At 31.5% G+C, this 15,153-nt stretch carries 19 protein-coding genes; 7 read left to right on the top strand and 12 right to left on the bottom strand.

Going from position 1 to position 15,153, the window contains the following annotated elements; translation table 11 throughout:
• Window positions 1-10: 10 nt before the first annotated feature.
• On the top strand, window positions 11-169 hold the full coding sequence (locus LQ682_RS14290) for an IS3 family transposase (protein WP_157782683.1): 159 nt from the start codon (window positions 11-13) through the stop codon (window positions 167-169).
• A gap of 126 nt (window positions 170-295) precedes the next feature.
• Here the strand turns inward: LQ682_RS14290 and LQ682_RS11910 are convergent, their stop codons facing one another.
• The gene (locus LQ682_RS11910) at window positions 296-973 is read right to left on the bottom strand and encodes an ABC transporter ATP-binding protein (RefSeq protein ID WP_218729407.1); all 678 of its coding nucleotides are present in this window, start codon (window positions 971-973) and stop codon (window positions 296-298) included.
• Window positions 974-975: 2 nt separating this feature from the next.
• Window positions 976-2,028 (bottom strand): ABC transporter permease, encoded by a 1,053-nt coding sequence (locus LQ682_RS11915; protein WP_103269238.1) that lies wholly within the window; start codon window positions 2,026-2,028, stop codon window positions 976-978.
• Window positions 2,029-2,228: 200 nt separating this feature from the next.
• Here LQ682_RS11915 and LQ682_RS11920 point away from each other — a divergent pair, with 200 nt between their 5' ends.
• Window positions 2,229-2,645 carry an OsmC family protein gene (locus LQ682_RS11920; RefSeq protein ID WP_103269239.1) on the top strand — a complete coding sequence of 139 codons (417 nt, stop codon included), beginning with the start codon at window positions 2,229-2,231 and terminating at the stop codon, window positions 2,643-2,645.
• 150 nt (window positions 2,646-2,795) lie between these two features.
• On the opposite strand, the gene LQ682_RS11925 is transcribed toward LQ682_RS11920, so the two are convergent.
• The gene (locus tag LQ682_RS11925) at window positions 2,796-3,701 is read right to left on the bottom strand and encodes a DNA-3-methyladenine glycosylase family protein (RefSeq protein WP_103269240.1); all 906 of its coding nucleotides are present in this window, start codon (window positions 3,699-3,701) and stop codon (window positions 2,796-2,798) included.
• Window positions 3,702-3,803: 102 nt separating this feature from the next.
• Here LQ682_RS11925 and LQ682_RS11930 point away from each other — a divergent pair, with 102 nt between their 5' ends.
• Window positions 3,804-4,703 carry an ABC transporter substrate-binding protein gene (locus tag LQ682_RS11930; protein ID WP_239724343.1) on the top strand — a complete coding sequence of 300 codons (900 nt, stop codon included), beginning with the start codon at window positions 3,804-3,806 and terminating at the stop codon, window positions 4,701-4,703.
• A gap of 194 nt (window positions 4,704-4,897) precedes the next feature.
• On the opposite strand, the gene LQ682_RS11935 is transcribed toward LQ682_RS11930, so the two are convergent.
• The 3 genes from LQ682_RS11935 to LQ682_RS11945 all read right to left on the bottom strand — a co-directional run bounded on the left by LQ682_RS11935 (window position 4,898) and on the right by LQ682_RS11945 (window position 7,791).
• On the bottom strand, window positions 4,898-5,224 hold the full coding sequence (locus LQ682_RS11935) for a hypothetical protein (protein ID WP_016998408.1): 327 nt from the start codon (window positions 5,222-5,224) through the stop codon (window positions 4,898-4,900).
• 78 nt (window positions 5,225-5,302) lie between these two features.
• Entirely contained in the window at window positions 5,303-6,736 is a 1,434-nt protein-coding gene (locus tag LQ682_RS11940; protein ID WP_239706041.1) for a sucrose-specific PTS transporter subunit IIBC, read from the bottom strand.
• Between the two features lie 203 nt (window positions 6,737-6,939).
• Complete coding sequence (locus tag LQ682_RS11945; RefSeq protein ID WP_064210836.1) at window positions 6,940-7,791, bottom strand: hypothetical protein; 852 nt, start codon at window positions 7,789-7,791, stop codon at window positions 6,940-6,942.
• A 136-nt stretch (window positions 7,792-7,927) separates the two neighbouring features.
• Between LQ682_RS11945 and LQ682_RS11950 the strand changes: the two genes are divergently transcribed.
• Together LQ682_RS11950 and LQ682_RS11955 are read left to right on the top strand one after the other, a co-directional pair.
• Window positions 7,928-8,869, top strand: coding sequence for an agmatinase family protein (locus tag LQ682_RS11950; RefSeq protein WP_103269242.1), 942 nt, complete (start codon window positions 7,928-7,930; stop codon window positions 8,867-8,869).
• A 77-nt stretch (window positions 8,870-8,946) separates the two neighbouring features.
• Window positions 8,947-10,119, top strand: a complete 1,173-nt coding sequence (locus LQ682_RS11955) for an Nramp family divalent metal transporter (protein WP_064210835.1) — start codon at window positions 8,947-8,949, stop codon at window positions 10,117-10,119.
• 441 nt (window positions 10,120-10,560) lie between these two features.
• Here LQ682_RS11955 and LQ682_RS11960 read toward each other — a convergent pair whose 3' ends face one another.
• Window positions 10,561-11,082, bottom strand: a complete 522-nt coding sequence (locus LQ682_RS11960; protein WP_064205333.1) for a GNAT family N-acetyltransferase — start codon at window positions 11,080-11,082, stop codon at window positions 10,561-10,563.
• Between the two features lie 109 nt (window positions 11,083-11,191).
• On the opposite strand from LQ682_RS11960, the gene LQ682_RS11965 reads away from it, so the two are divergent.
• Entirely contained in the window at window positions 11,192-11,635 is a 444-nt protein-coding gene (locus LQ682_RS11965) for a YtoQ family protein (protein ID WP_016998414.1), read from the top strand.
• Window positions 11,636-11,693: 58 nt separating this feature from the next.
• On the opposite strand, the gene LQ682_RS11970 is transcribed toward LQ682_RS11965, so the two are convergent.
• Both LQ682_RS11970 and LQ682_RS11975 read right to left on the bottom strand, forming a co-directional pair.
• Window positions 11,694-12,149: a threonine/serine exporter family protein gene (locus LQ682_RS11970; protein WP_064205335.1), complete on the bottom strand. Its 456-nt coding sequence runs from the start codon at window positions 12,147-12,149 to the stop codon at window positions 11,694-11,696.
• A gap of 13 nt (window positions 12,150-12,162) precedes the next feature.
• Window positions 12,163-12,921 carry a threonine/serine exporter family protein gene (locus LQ682_RS11975; RefSeq protein ID WP_239724344.1) on the bottom strand — a complete coding sequence of 253 codons (759 nt, stop codon included), beginning with the start codon at window positions 12,919-12,921 and terminating at the stop codon, window positions 12,163-12,165.
• A gap of 224 nt (window positions 12,922-13,145) precedes the next feature.
• On the opposite strand from LQ682_RS11975, the gene LQ682_RS11980 reads away from it, so the two are divergent.
• Window positions 13,146-13,583, top strand: coding sequence for a MarR family winged helix-turn-helix transcriptional regulator (locus tag LQ682_RS11980; protein WP_239724347.1), 438 nt, complete (start codon window positions 13,146-13,148; stop codon window positions 13,581-13,583).
• A gap of 117 nt (window positions 13,584-13,700) precedes the next feature.
• Here the strand turns inward: LQ682_RS11980 and LQ682_RS11985 are convergent, their stop codons facing one another.
• The 3 genes from LQ682_RS11985 to LQ682_RS11995 all read right to left on the bottom strand — a co-directional run bounded on the left by LQ682_RS11985 (window position 13,701) and on the right by LQ682_RS11995 (window position 15,131).
• Window positions 13,701-13,826: an alcohol dehydrogenase gene (locus tag LQ682_RS11985; protein ID WP_070045510.1), complete on the bottom strand. Its 126-nt coding sequence runs from the start codon at window positions 13,824-13,826 to the stop codon at window positions 13,701-13,703.
• Window positions 13,827-13,840: 14 nt separating this feature from the next.
• On the bottom strand, window positions 13,841-14,728 hold the full coding sequence (locus tag LQ682_RS11990) for a permease (RefSeq protein ID WP_082894565.1): 888 nt from the start codon (window positions 14,726-14,728) through the stop codon (window positions 13,841-13,843).
• 82 nt (window positions 14,729-14,810) lie between these two features.
• Window positions 14,811-15,131 carry an ArsR/SmtB family transcription factor gene (locus LQ682_RS11995; RefSeq protein WP_016998420.1) on the bottom strand — a complete coding sequence of 107 codons (321 nt, stop codon included), beginning with the start codon at window positions 15,129-15,131 and terminating at the stop codon, window positions 14,811-14,813.
• Between the last annotated feature and the right edge of the window lie 22 nt (window positions 15,132-15,153).

Raw genomic sequence — 15,153 nt, forward strand, 5'->3', positions numbered from 1 at the left:
TAATGGACCTATGGAATCAGTATGGGGAATGATGAAAAGTGAAATTTATAAAGGAAATAAGAACTTTTCTTTTATAAATTATGAACAGGCACTAATAGAATTAGCTAAATATATCCATTTTTATAATACTAATCGAATTACATTAAAAATGGCCAAATCCATAGCTTAGCTATGAATTCGACCAAAAAGACATTTTTATTATTTAGTTGTCTACTTGACAGGGTTCACTTCAGTTTGCGGATTGAGCGTTTTATTTTGAATGCTTGTTTTTTACATTTTCTTCAATTATAAAATATTATGAAACTTGTTCTTCAATTTTTCCATCACTTAGTTTTATTACTTTATCAGCGAATTCAAAAATTCTTTCATCATGAGTAATCATAATTCCTATTGATTGATTATTTTTAACATTATCTCTAATCATTTTAACCACTTCTATTGCCCGGTTAGAATCTAGACTTGCTGTTGGTTCATCAGCTAAGATTAATTTAGGTTCATTCATCCAAGCTCTCATGATAGCTACACGTTGTTTTTCTCCGCCTGATAATTCATTCGGATAAGATTTCAATCTATGTTCTAACCCTATATCTATTAATAATTTCTCAGCTCTTTTTTTAGCTTCATTCTTACTCATTCCGGCCATTTGTCCAATGTACATAAGTTGATCAGTAACGTTTAAATAAGGTATTAAATGTGACGATTGAAAAATAAATCCGATTTGATTTAATCTCATATCTGTTAATTTTTTATCTGATAAATCAACATAGCTTAAATCATCTAAAGTTATATCTCCAGAACTTTTATCTAATAAGCCACCTATAATAGATAATAATGTTGATTTTCCAGAACCTGATGCACCATTTAATACAATGAGTTCACCTTTGTTTGCTGTAAAATTAATATCATTCAATACTTGAGTTTTTGCGTCTTTTTCACCAAATGATTTTGTAACATGTTCTACTACTAATCCCATTATTATTCTCCTCCTATAGCTTCTAGTGGTTCTATTTTCATTACTTTAATAAGTGATAATACTGCACCGATTAATGAAACAATAATAAATACACCAACCATCAATAACATTAAGTTTGTATTTAAGTAGAATGGCATTGTCACTGGCATTACAGTATTTAGTCCTAAGATAATTGCAATAGCTAATGCCACACCTATTAACGTTATGATTAAAATTTGAATCATTAATGATGAAATAAGTTGTTTGTTCTTAGTACCTATTGCTTTCAAAATACCAAACTGGCTTGTTTTTTGAATTGTCATAACATAGAAGAATGCTGTAATCACAATCGCAGAAATTACGAATAAAAATACAATCATAAGATTTAAAGGTTGTTGCTCTGCATTATAACTTGGTATTGCATCCATCAAATCAGATTGTGGAATGACTTTTACATTTTCTAAATCATTAATTTGATTTTTTTGATTACTATTTAAATTATCATAAGCGATTAAAGCAATATGATTGCCTTTCAAATCATTCATTCCCGCTTCATTCACATAAGCCATTGAAGTATGTGAATACATTAAATTATCTGCAAATCCTACAATTTTAAACGTTTGATTCTCATCAGATAATTTAATTTTGTCACCAATCTCAAATCCTTCAGCTTTTAATTTTTCATTTAATAGAACTTCGTTACCGTTACTAGGTAATTCTCCTTCTGAAGGTTTAGGCTGAATGTTATTTGTAAGTTGTGTAAACATGATGTCTGCTTTACCATCATCTGTATTAATTTTTTGCATTGCAGTTCTAATCGTGTCACCTTTTGCAATGTTTTGTACTTTTGCTTCATTTTTACCCGAAATGTCAGATTGTCCTAAATTATTATCCGCATCGTTAGCAATTACATATTCACTTTTTTTCCATTGTTCTACTCCAGAAACGTTCTCTTTAGCTAACCCTTGTGCTAAAGCTGAAATAAATAACACTAAAAATGCTAATAAGAATAAAATCAATGTTACAAGTAAGTATTTAAATTTGTAATACTTAAGTTCTTTTAATGCTAGTTTCATGCTTATCCGTCCTTCTCTCTTGAATTTATATATATATCATATCTTCGCAATGTGAACTGAATATGAACAAATGAGAGAAAAACAAAAAATAAATAATTAAATTAAAAATCGTCATAACTAGCTAAACCTTTAGTCAATTTGTTAGTGTAGTTACACGCCTCTTGATACAATGAAGTTAAATATTACGAGGAGGACTTAAGATGATTAAATCTATATGGAAAGGCAACAAAACATTTACAGCACAATCTAATTTCGGTCATGATATCATTTCAGATGCACCAGCCGCATCCGGTGGCGATGATAACGGGCCATCTCCAGTTGAATTGATGTTAAGCGGATTAGCAGGATGTACTGGAATTGACGTGACAAACATAATGAAAGAAAGATTAGCAGATGTAACAAAATTTGAAATCACAGTAGATGATGAACGAGAAGACACTACATCCCGTGCAGTAAAAAACGTTACACTTACTTTTGATGTTGAAGGAGAAGTAGATTTAAAAAAATTAAAACGCGCAATCTCTTTAAGTGTCGAAAAATATTGCACAGTTGCACACTCACTTAAAGCATCTATAGATCCAAAATTATTTTATAATGGTACAGAAGAAGAACTTTAAATAAAAACTTCTATATTTTACTACTCTCAAAATATAAAATATCGAAATCATATATATTTATAAAATAAAAAATAACCATTCTAGGTAACTGTCAAAGCATTAACTAGATGGTTATTTTTTGATTATTATTACTAATTTACGCTAAATACCCTATTTAATATTCCTCAAATATGGCGCTCTCCAAATGTAAAATGTTGCATAAGAGCTCCACTTTTCCCAATCTTTATTAAGTTCTATCATAAATTCTTTAGAAGGTTTCTGTTCTAATTCTAAAATTAATTTTAAAGCATTTTGCAAACCAACATCTCCTACAGGATAAGCATTTTTTATACCTAATGATCTCATCATGACGTAGTGTGCTGTCCATGGTCCTATACCTCTTAAATCTGTTAGAGCTTTCTCTATTTCTTCTTTATCTGTTAGATTTAACAACATTTTTTTCGTTATAATTTGTGATTGAATTTTATTTGCAATATCTATAAGATATTCTGCTTTTCTACGTGAAAATTTTAGCTCCATTAATTCTTCAATTGTGACATTTGATATTTTTTCTGGTGATGGATGAATGTAATATTGTCTGTCTTTATATGGTATTGATTCACCATATTTTTCAACTAACCTTCGTTTTAATTTATAAGCAAATGATAAATTGATTTGTTGTCCTATGATTCCCCATGTAATAGCTTCGAAAAATTCTGGAATTCTAATTATTCTTAATCCATATAACTCTTCAGTTAATGGTGCTAATATTTTATTATCTTTAACATCATTATAAAATGAAGATAAATCTGTTGAGAAATCAAACCATTCTTCTATATATGAAATAAGTTTTTCTACGATTAAAGGCGTAATCAAATCTTGATTTAAAATTTCTACTTTTAAGTAATGTGGTACGTATGATACGTGTATTAATATATTAAGGTTATTTATTTTAACTGCTTTATAAATTTCTTGATCAACTACGCTAAATAAAATTTCATTTTCATTTCTTTTAAAGTATTCTAAACATTGTTCAAAATCGAAAATCTCTGGACATTCTATTCGAATTTCTTCCACTTCAACCCAGCCCCTTTTATTTAACAAATACTAAAGTTTTAAATCTTTGTTTTTGGAAAATATGTTATAATCGAAATCTATTATCAATTAGGAGAGATACATATGTCTAAAAAATTACTTGTTTTCTTAGCTACCATTTTACTGATTTTAGCTGGATGTAACAACAAAGATGACGATTCATCGAGTAACGAAGCTCATAAATATAAAACAGACGAAGGTAAAACAATCAAAATTCCAAATAATCCAAAACGTGTTGTCGTATTAACAACTAACCAAGGAAACTTCCAAAAACTTGGTATAGATCCAGTCGGTGTGGATGCAGATTTTCCTAAATCTAAATTTGTAGATGATAAAGATGCTAAACGCGTAGGTTCGGAAGATATAGAAGCAGTAACGAAATTGAAACCAGATTTGATTATCACATATAATGCAAATCCTCAAATTAAAAAGTATGAAAAAATTGCACCTACAGTTCCTTTCGACCATAGTAAACGTACTTTTAAAGAAGTTCACGTTGAAATAGGTAAATTGTTAGGTAAAGAAGACAAAGCTAAAGAACAAGTAAAAGAACTAGAAGATTTAATGACTAAAGAAGGAAAAGACGTAAAAGAAAAATTAGGCAAAGATAGCACAGTTTCTATAATGGAAGTCGGGCCTAAAGAATTAACGTTAATCGGAAATAACTTTGGTCGTGGTTCGGAAGTTATCTATCAAGGCTTTGGGTTTAAACACCCTAAATCAGCAGAAGAAGATATTCCTAAAGAAGGTTGGTTATCAACTTCATTAGAAAACTTTAGTAAATATTCTGGAGATTATTTATTAATCCCTACCGAAGATGGTAAAAAACCAAAATCTTCACTAATTGACGGAAGCATATGGAAAAATACTAAAGCTGTCAAAGAAGATCAAGTTTACTATTATCCAAAAAACTTGTTTATGTATTCTGACCCGATATCTATAGAAAAACAAACGAAATATTTAAAAGACATGCTTACAAAATAATAAAAATTTAAAGAGTTCGAGACATAAATCATTGTCTCGAACTCTTTCTTTATATTGGCAGTAATGGACTGGATAATTATGTTACACGTGGAACTCGTCTTGCAACATCTACGATTTTATTTACTAAAACAAAAAAAGGGTGGAACTACGAAATCTTTTTATCAAAATAAGATTTCTGTCCCACTCCCCAATTTTTATTGTACGCGCTCGTTTACGTAATCTTTGAAAGCTTCTACGTCGCCTTCTTCAATATCGATCATTGCTACTTTTCCTTCTGGAAATTCGATAAATAATACACCTTTGTCTTCAATCGTTACCGCTTTAATATCTTGGTAACTGAAAACTCTTCTGTATGGTTCACCGTTCATATCGACACTCATTATTACGCGTTCATTTGTAGTAATATAAGCACCTTTAAATTGTGATTGTTCTCCTACTTTATAAATAATTGTACCAAGTACACTTGGTCCTAATTTTTCAGTAGGATATAATTCATTTACATCTATTTCATTTAATTTCATGATTTATACCTCCATTTTATCTTCAGTACCATTGTACGAGAATACATGACCATGAAACAAATATTATGTTTACAAACTTTAATTTTCTAATTCTTTATATGCTTTTCTTCTTGAAAGTACAATCGTTACTACAAATGCAACAATTATAGCTATTGCCATACCTATAATATAGTTTAACCAACTACCTGTCGCAATTGAAATAAATCCAGGTAACCCAGCTGTACCTAAAGCAATTGCCTTTACTTTAGTCGCTGCAATATAGCACGCTCCTGCTCCTGAACCAACAATAGCTCCTATAAATGGATAACGTAGTTTCAAGTTAACACCAAACATAGCAGGTTCTGTGATACCTAATAATGCTGAAATACCAGCAGCTGATGCTACACCTTTTAATTTTTTATTCTTAACAATAAAGAAAGCTGCTAACGTTGCTGCCCCTTGAGCCACATTCGACATTGCTGCAATTGGGAAGATAAATGATCCGCCAGTTTTTGCAGTATCAGCTATCAATGTAGTTTCAATTGCAATAAAACTATGGTGCATACCAGTTATTACAATCGGACCATATAGTAGACCAAATAACAATCCTCCAATTGCTCCACCTGATTCGTACAACCAAGTTAAGCCATCAGATAATAAGTAACCACCTGAACGCGTGATTGGTCCTACTGCAGCAAAAGTGATAAATGCAGTAAAGAATATTGATAATAACGGTGTTAATAGATTATCTAATGTTGAAGGAATGACTTTTCTAAACCCTATTTCTAATTTAGCAAGAATATATGAAGCTACCAATATCGGTAAAACTTGTCCTTGGTAACCTACCATTTTAATAGATAAACCGAAAAATTCCCACGTCGGAATTTTTTCGCCTTTCGCTAAAGCTTCTGGGTACTCATAACCGTCCATTAAACTAGGATGTACCAATATCATACCTAAAGCAGCACCTAAGAAGGCATTACCTCCAAACCGTTTTGCAGCACTAAACCCGATAAGAACTGGTAAGAATACAAATGGCGCATTAGCAAACACGTTAATCATACTTGCTAAACCTGAAAATTGATCATGTACTTCTATAAAAGATTGATTATCATAAAATAAATCTTTTGCTGTTAAGATATTGTTGAGTCCCATCAATAAACCACCAGCAACTATGGCTGGAATAATTGGAACAAATATATCTGATAACATTTTCACGAATTTTTGTATTGGATTTAACTTTTTAGAAGACTGATTTTTCACTTCTGAAGATGTTGAAGCTTCAAGTCCTGTTAATTTTTCCATTTCATTAAATACTTTATTAACTGTTCCTGAACCAATAATGATTTGATATTGTCCACCCGTTGAAAAAGTCCCTTTTACAACTTCCAGATTACTTAACTTATCTTCATCTACTTTATTTTCATCTTTTAATACTAATCTTAACCTAGTCGCACAATGTGCAATAGCATCTATGTTCTCTTTACCGCCTATCGCATCAATTATGCTTTCAGCTTCCTTTTTATAATTCATTTAATTCACTCCTCTATAATGGTACCGGTTCCCAAAGCTTATAAAAAATAAAATATTCACTTTTTATTGTAACCGGTTCCATTCACTTTGTCAATATCCAAATAATGCATTATTTGGCATCTCCAATAACTACAAGATAAAAAAGGCACTGCTTCTTTAGTTGATTTTTTTCAACCTTGCAGTGCCTTTAATAAATTATTATTTTAGTCGTTAAGATTTATATAGCCGGCTCTTATTTTATTACCTTTTTCATCAAAAGATTCCACATATCCATCTTCTCTAACGTTGTAAGAACCTAATAATTTTCCGTTCTTATCAGTATATGAGAATCCAAAAGTATCATCTTTTTTCTCAGGTTCTTTCCAAATTGTTTTGTCAGTATCTACTTTATCAATACCTTCAAATGCTTCTACTGCATCAAAGACATTATCTCGAGTGATGACTGTATTTTCATCATTGCTTGAATTTGAGAATTCAAAGTCATCAGGATATTGCATAATATATCTTATTTCATCATCTTCATTACTGCCTTCTGTATAAACTGCTATTTGATAACCGTTATTCGGCGTTTTATTGTAAATAACGAATGAGTGTCCTTGCCCTCTTCTTAAGTCTTGTGTAGGTTCGCCATGAAAATCAACAAACTCTTTATAAGACACATTCTGATTCGGTATAATACTATATTGTTCAATTGGATTCCCTGCTCCTAAGTAATACATAACCATAAAGTTTCCATAAACGTAGCCTTCTCTTCCTAAAAAGTTTCTTATATCATCTTCTTCACCATATTTTTGTTGAACTTCTTTTTTATTCATATTTTTTATTAGACCTTTGTAGCCTGTAACATGATTAGCATTCATATAATTATCGGAAAAATCTTGTGACAATATATCAATATTAGGAGTAGATTGTTTGTTGTTTTCATTATTTGTGTCATTATTCTCCGATTTATCCTCCTGTTTAGCATTATTATCTTTGGCTGGTTCGCCTATCGTAATACTACAACCAGATAAAATTATTATTGATGCAAATAAAAATGACACTTTATTTTTCATCTCGTTAAATACCTCCGAATCTTTATTAATATTTAATTTATTATTCCCATTATACCAAATAATATTCAGAAAAATTTGATAACTAGTGAATACTTTTATATAATTACCATTATTAAGAGAAAGGAGTATTAATACAATGAGTGAACGAATTTATGGCAATACACCTTGTTTTTTAGGATCACAAAATTTATCAAAGAGTAAAGATTATTCAACTGATGTATTAGTTTATGGTGTTCCATTTGAAGGCCCGTGTACTTGGGGAGACTACACAGGTTGTGAATTAGGTCCTAAGCAAATTAGGCTGTCTTCAGCAAGATACAGTGGTTATCTTCCTGAATTGGATCATATTGATGTACACGAACATTTAACAATCGGTGATGTAGGCGATGTTTCAACAGTACCTCATGACGTTGATGAAACTGTACAAAACATAGAGAAATTTGCCGAAAATTTATGGCGTTCTGAAAAGTTTCTAGTAGGTTTAGGCGGGGATCATGGTATAACTTATCCAATTTTAAAAGCCTTAACTAACACTGGAAAACGTGTAGGTATCATCCATTTAGACGCACATTATGATAATATGCCGAATTATGAAAATGAGCAATTCGCTCGTAATACACCTTTCATGAGACTTTATGAAACTGAAGGTATTCGTAATGAAAGCCTTATTCATACAGGAATACACGGTCCAAGAAACCATCCTGAAACAGGAAAGTTCGCTAAAGAAAATGGAGCAGTTACGATTACAATCAATGATATACGTGAAACTGACGATTTACGCAAGTTCGCTAAAGATATATATTTGCAAGCAAGTAATGATGTAGATGTTGTATATTTAACGATTTGTAGTGATGTGTTGGACTTTGCTTTTAATCCAGGAGGACCTGTAGATGGCAATGGTTTAACAAGTTATGAATTATTAACAATGATTTATGAATTTGGAAAATTAGGTTTAGTTGGTATGGATTTTGTAGAAGTCTATCCAATGCAAGACGCTAATCAAAATTCATCTCACTTTGTATCTACAGCTGTGCTTTACGTATTAGCAGGACATATAAAACATTTAAATAAAGCTTAATGTTTTTGTAAACGAAGGGAATGGTTTAAATCGTAGAAAATAAAAGGAAAAGTAACTTTGGTATATTCGGACCAGGTATGATTATAACCGCTTCTTTCATAGGTCCTGGAACTGTTACAACGATGACTCAAGGGGGTGCAGGCTTTGGATATAGTCTGCTTTGGGCAGTCTTATTCTCTATTATCGCGACCATTGCGCTTCAAGAAATGGTTGCACGTTTAGCACTCGTTACCAATGAAGGCTTAGGTGAAGCAATCCGGGATATATTCAATCATCATTTACTAAAACTCATCACAGTATGGTTTAGTATGATAGCTGTTGCTGTTGGTTGTGCTGCATACATATCCGGAGATTTGCTAGGAACTTCTTTAGGTGCCGCCTATTTAATAGGAGTGCCTGAAAATGTTATCGCACCTATTATTGGCGTTATCATTTTATGCATAGGTTTAATTGGTAGTTACGATTTAATCGAAAAAGTCATGACTGTTCTTGTATTAGTAATGGGTATTATATTTGTTACGACAGTTATTGTTATACAGCCAGACTTTGGTGCAGTACTCAAAGGAGCATTTGTACCAAGTATACCTAATGGCTCTTTATTAACAGTTATCGCGTTAATAGGTACAACTGTCGTACCTTATAACTTCTTTATACACGCGAGTTCTATTCACGAACGATTTAACGGTATTAAAGATTTAAAGGCAGTACGTATAGATACAATCGTTGCGATAGGTTTAGGTGGTATCATATCCGCTGCAATACTGATCACAGCTGGTACATTAATTGAAGGAGATGAAGTATCAAGTCTTGTTCAACTATCTGAGCCTCTTAAGCCAATTCTCGGAGATTTTGCACCATTATTTATGAGTATCGGACTATTTTCAGCCGGATTATCCTCAGCAATAGCCTCTCCAATGGGCGCAGCAGCAACAATAAGCAGTTGCTTACGTTGGAAAGGTGGCGTTAAAAGCAAAAAATACCGCTTCGTATTCGCTGTTGTTATATTTATCGGTATTATAACTTCAGCACTAGGATTTGAACCTCTTGAAGTACTGTTACTCGCACAAGCTTTAAATGGCGTTATTTTACCAATCATTGCGATTTTAATATTTATCATTTTAAACAAGAAAAATATGATGGGAAAATTCGCAAATGGTATCGTGTTGAATATTATCGGGCTGTTTGTAGTACTTGTAGTATCATTCTTAGGTATTTACAGTCTAGTCGATGCTATTCAAAGTTTATTATAATATGGCTTATTGAATTTTTAGAGGCTGAGACATAAATACATGTCTCAACCTCTATTTTTATTGTCATTTCTTGCAAAACCTGTCAATAACGGTAGTCTTGTTGTCTTTTCTCGTAAAACGTGTCAATAACGATAGCCTTATTGCCTTTTCTCAGTAGTCTTGTCAATAAGGAGTATGTTATGTTGCACGTGGAACTCGTCTTGCAACATTCAGAGGCATTATGTTGCACGTGGATCTCGTCTTGCAACTTTCGGAGGCATTATGTTGCACGTGGATCTCGTCTTGCAACTTTCGGAGGCATTATGTCGCACGTGGACTTTCTCTTGCAACATATCTACCTTTTCATCAGTGAAAATCTGATCTCAAATTATAAAAATATAATAAAAACACCTCCGTATTGGTTCATACTACATGAATCTATACGGAAGTGTTTTTCTATAATCAACTTATATTTGTTTCTACTATATAATCTGTAGATATGTCATTCCCTGCATAAAATTGATGTGATCCTGTTATTTTATAGCCATGTCTTTCATAAAATTCTATAGCTCTGTGGTTATTTTCCCACACGCCTAGCCATAATTTTTTCTTTCCATTGTCACGCGCAATTTCAAATGCTTTTTCCATAAGTATGCTACCTATACCTTTGGATTGAAATTCGCGATACATATACAATCGCTGTACTTCCAAATAGTCTTCACCTTTTGGTTCTGTTTGAGCGTCTCCAATGTTTAATTTCATATAACCTGCTACTTCTCCATTATATCTGGCAAAAAAGTACCATGATTGTTTATTACTCATTTCATCTAGTAATGCCTCTGTACTATAAGCCTCTTTGAAAAATGTTTTTAAATCTTCTTCAGACATTGTATGTTTAAAAGCATCACTAAAAGTTTGTTTACAAATTTTAGATAAAATCGTAACTTCTTCATTTTTAATTTTATCAATTGTTACTGAACACATATTTAGGACCCACTTTCATAATTTTTGAACTATTATATTTTTTACAATCATATCAAATATGTAATCCTTTTGCATATGTTAAACTTAGTTAAAAGGAGGATTTTATTATATGTTAAATTTAACTGTTTATTTAGCAGGTCAAATTCATGATGATTGGCGTGATGAACTTGCACAAAAAGCTAAGCAACAAGACTTACCACTAACATTTGTCGGTCCACAAACAAACCATGATCGTTCAGATAACATTGGTGAAGATATCTTAGGAGAGCAACCTAACAATTATTATAGAGATAACGCTGCTTCTGATATCAACAACTTACGTACACAAGTATTGATGAATAAAGCAGATATTGTTATCGCTTTATTTGGAGAAAAGTATAAACAATGGAATACAGCAATGGATGCGTCTGCTGCGATTACTCTAAATAAACCATTAATTATTGTGAGACCTACAGATTTAATCCATCCACTTAAAGAACTATCTAATAAAGCAAATGTTACAGTAGAAACAATTGAGCAAGCATTGGAAGTTATACAGTACATTTATGAATAATATATTTCCTAGGAAATGATAAAATCAGGCGAGATGATTAACTATCTTGCCTGATTTCTTAGTTTCTTTTTAATTTTATTTGTTTACCATAAGTAAAATATAATTTAGATAACAAGTCAGATATTAATAACCCTAGAGCTATAGCGCTAGATATTAAAGCAACTTGTATCATTGTGACTAATGCTTCATGATAATTGTTAAGCACTAAATTTCTAATTGCTTGATAAGCTGTACCACCGGGAACAAGTGGGATAATCCCTGGGATAATAAAAAGGATGGCAGGAGAGAAAAATTTTCTCGACATATAATGACTCATGATACCAACAAAAAATCCACCAAAGAATGATGCCTGAATATCTGAATAATCATAGAATATACTAATTTGAAACATTCCCCAGCCAACAGCTCCAACTAGACCAGCTGGTACAAGTAAATATTTTGGCGCGTTAAACAATAATCCAAAAAAACAAGATGCACCAAAACTAAATACTATATTTAAAATTATTGTTATCAACGTACCTCACCTCTCAAAAGAAAATTAATAATATAATACCTACACCTGTTCCGATAGCAATAGAGGTAAAGGTCGCTTCTAACCCTTTAGAAATACCTACCAACAGTTGTCCTAGGAATAAATCTTGTATTGCACAAGTTATTAATACACCTGGTACAATTGGCATGACTGCTGATATGATAACGATATTAAGTGTATCTCCACCTAGCCAAATTTGATTATAGATGGCAATTAAGGCAATTGCGGCGGCTGCAATAATCTCTGCAATAAATTTCACTCTCGTCCAAGAGTGCACTAATTCTACTATAGTATAACCTATAGCACCTGCTAAAAAGGTAGCCAATATATCTTGCATATCCCCACTATATAAATATAGAAAGAACAGTGATATAAATCCCGCTATAAAAAATTTAAGTTTCAGTGAGTAAGGTAAAGGTGAAGCATGTATTTTATTCAGTCTTTCCAATGCATCTATAGCAGTAATTTGTTCGTTCACGAGCATTCGTGATACATTATTCGCACGATGAATATCTCCCAAATTTGTATCTCTTTTACTAACACGATATACCCTAATATTATCGTTTACGTCTAAAGCAAAGTTGATGAATGTGGAACTAACATAACACTGGTTATTTGGATAGCCTAGATGTTTTGCCATTCTATACATCGTATCTTCTACTCTGAACGCTTCTGCTCCAGCTTCCAAAAGGACACGACCAGCTTTCATTACAATTTCTTGAACTAACTCTTCAGGAACATTCTGTTTATCCATCCACCCACCACCTCACTTTGCTATACCTATAAGAATATCAAAAATTCAGCTGTAATTTAACTGAAAATTCAATATTTATTTATTTTCTATCTTATTTCCAAAAAATTCATATAAATAGTAAATTGAGCACCATAATTTATGTAATTTTATGAACATTTTTGTTACAACTTGACTTTGAACCCATTTCATAATAGGCTTAATTTTGACGTAAGGAGGATGATAAAATGGGTTTACCACCTATTGATAAACAAATTGGTTTCTTATTATATGTTGCGTCAAAAGAATTAATTAAAAAGTATACACCGTTATTAAAGAAATATAATTTAACTTATACTGGATATATCGTTCTTGTAGCTATAGATGAAAAAGAAGTGATCAATATCAAGACGTTAGGTGATAGATTATACCTAGATTCAGGTACTCTAACACCACTTTTAAAAAAATTAGAAGACAAAGGATTCATTAACAGAGAAAGAGCGGTTAATGATGAAAGAAATTTACGTGTTTCTTTAACTCAACAAGGCATTGAAACACAAAGTGCCATTTTAGACGAAGTCGTCACTTCATTTAAAAAATTAGACATGGAAAATGAACAATACACAGAATTAAGAGACTCATTAGAGTGCTTTATTGATAATACTTTAAGCAAAGATATTCAATAGAAAATTCACATCCACTAATTATTAAAACGCCCTTCAAAGTATACACTAAAAAAGTGAAAACTTAGAGGGCGTTTTTGTATTGAAAGAGAAACATATTAAGTAAAAATTACTATACCTTTATTCATTAGATTGATCATTGTTATCTTCTTTGTTATCTTTACTATCATTTTTTTCCTCGAATTCTACAGAACAACACTCTTGTTCTTTAGGTTTTATCTTTTTAAACATATCTTTAATACTCAATTATCTCACCTCCTTTAAATAATAAGGTTAACGATTAAACCTGTTCCTATAGCTACTACTAAGATTGCCATAATAAAAGAAATTACAAATTTCTTCTGAAATAATTTAGATAGCAAAATGACTTCCGGAATACTAGCTCCTGCACCACCTATTATTAAAGCTACTACTGTGCCTACAGACATGCCTTTAGAAACTAACGCTTCAGCTATAGGGAGCATCGTTTCTGGTCTTATATACATCGGTATACCGATTACAGAAGCAATAATGACAGAAATAATACTGTCGCCACTCGCATATTGAGTAATGAATGCGGCTGGTATAAAACCATAAATGAAAGATCCTATAAACACGCCTATTAATAAATAAGGGAGCATTGGGTATAAAAAAGCCCATGCATCATTCAATGCTTGCTTAAAACGAGACCCTGTTTTATTAGCAAAAAATCCATCACCTTTTACATTTATACCTTTATAACTATTCGCTAATTTCATTTTTGAAAATACAAATCCTGTTAAAATACTCAAAATCGCTATTACGATTAAATAAACAATCGCAACTTGCCAACCTAATAACACCCATAACATAAATATCATAAGCGGATTCATTAAAGGAGAAGCTATCAAAAAGCTAATCGCTGGTCCAAAAGATACTTTTGAGTTCAATAGTCCCGCAAGTATAGGAATTGTAGAACAAGAACAAAAAGGTGTAATAGCACCAAATATCATCCCATATATGTAATTAATGGTTTGATTAGGCTTACTTAAGAAATTTTTAATCTTTTCTTCTGAAACTATTTGTTGAATCAAACTCACAATGAAACTAACTATTATAAATAAAGTCAATAGTTCTAAAAATAACATTACAAATGTTTTCAAAAATTCTATTATTTGCTCCACTTTCACATCTAACCTCCATTTTAATTAATCAATTTTTATTGATATATAAATCAAGAAAAATTGATTAATTGTTTTTAAAAGAAGATACTTAAAGTATCTTACAACAAGTATCTTCATTTAATACTACCTGTATTTGTTTTTCATTAATTTTATAATAATTCCAAGTACCATGCTTTTCAGCAATTAGAATATTCGCATTCACTAATTTCTTTAAATGATAAGAAAGTTTAGATTGTTTCAAATTCAATAATTCCTCTAAATCACAAACACATAAAGATTTGGAAGTACTTTGACTTATAGATTTCAATATTTTAAGTCTAATCTTGTCAGCAAGAGCGTTAAACAAATTTTCATAAAAATCTAATTGTTCTTCGTCATCTAAATTTGAATTGGTTTTAATAATTTCCATAAAACACACTCCTCCCTTATAT

Source organism: Mammaliicoccus sp. A-M4 (assembly GCF_022386955.1).
Classification (GTDB): Bacteria; Bacillota; Bacilli; order Staphylococcales; family Staphylococcaceae; genus Mammaliicoccus; species Mammaliicoccus lentus.

Excerpts from the sequence above, each read along its gene's own strand:
- LQ682_RS14290 (WP_157782683.1), top strand. The coding sequence starts at position 11 with ATGGAATCAGTATGGGGAATGATGAAAAGTGAAATTTATAAAGGAAAT.
- LQ682_RS11910 (WP_218729407.1), bottom strand. The coding sequence starts at position 973 with ATGGGATTAGTAGTAGAACATGTTACAAAATCATTTGGTGAAAAAGAC.
- LQ682_RS11915 (WP_103269238.1), bottom strand. The coding sequence starts at position 2,028 with ATGAAACTAGCATTAAAAGAACTTAAGTATTACAAATTTAAATACTTA.
- LQ682_RS11920 (WP_103269239.1), top strand. The coding sequence starts at position 2,229 with ATGATTAAATCTATATGGAAAGGCAACAAAACATTTACAGCACAATCT.
- LQ682_RS11930 (WP_239724343.1), top strand. The coding sequence starts at position 3,804 with ATGTCTAAAAAATTACTTGTTTTCTTAGCTACCATTTTACTGATTTTA.
- LQ682_RS11935 (WP_016998408.1), bottom strand. The coding sequence starts at position 5,224 with ATGAAATTAAATGAAATAGATGTAAATGAATTATATCCTACTGAAAAA.
- LQ682_RS11940 (WP_239706041.1), bottom strand. The coding sequence starts at position 6,736 with ATGAATTATAAAAAGGAAGCTGAAAGCATAATTGATGCGATAGGCGGT.
- LQ682_RS11945 (WP_064210836.1), bottom strand. The coding sequence starts at position 7,791 with ATGAAAAATAAAGTGTCATTTTTATTTGCATCAATAATAATTTTATCT.
- LQ682_RS11950 (WP_103269242.1), top strand. The coding sequence starts at position 7,928 with ATGAGTGAACGAATTTATGGCAATACACCTTGTTTTTTAGGATCACAA.
- LQ682_RS11955 (WP_064210835.1), top strand. The coding sequence starts at position 8,947 with ATGATTATAACCGCTTCTTTCATAGGTCCTGGAACTGTTACAACGATG.
- LQ682_RS11960 (WP_064205333.1), bottom strand. The coding sequence starts at position 11,082 with ATGTGTTCAGTAACAATTGATAAAATTAAAAATGAAGAAGTTACGATT.
- LQ682_RS11965 (WP_016998414.1), top strand. The coding sequence starts at position 11,192 with ATGTTAAATTTAACTGTTTATTTAGCAGGTCAAATTCATGATGATTGG.
- LQ682_RS11975 (WP_239724344.1), bottom strand. The coding sequence starts at position 12,921 with ATGGATAAACAGAATGTTCCTGAAGAGTTAGTTCAAGAAATTGTAATG.
- LQ682_RS11980 (WP_239724347.1), top strand. The coding sequence starts at position 13,146 with ATGGGTTTACCACCTATTGATAAACAAATTGGTTTCTTATTATATGTT.
- LQ682_RS11995 (WP_016998420.1), bottom strand. The coding sequence starts at position 15,131 with ATGGAAATTATTAAAACCAATTCAAATTTAGATGACGAAGAACAATTA.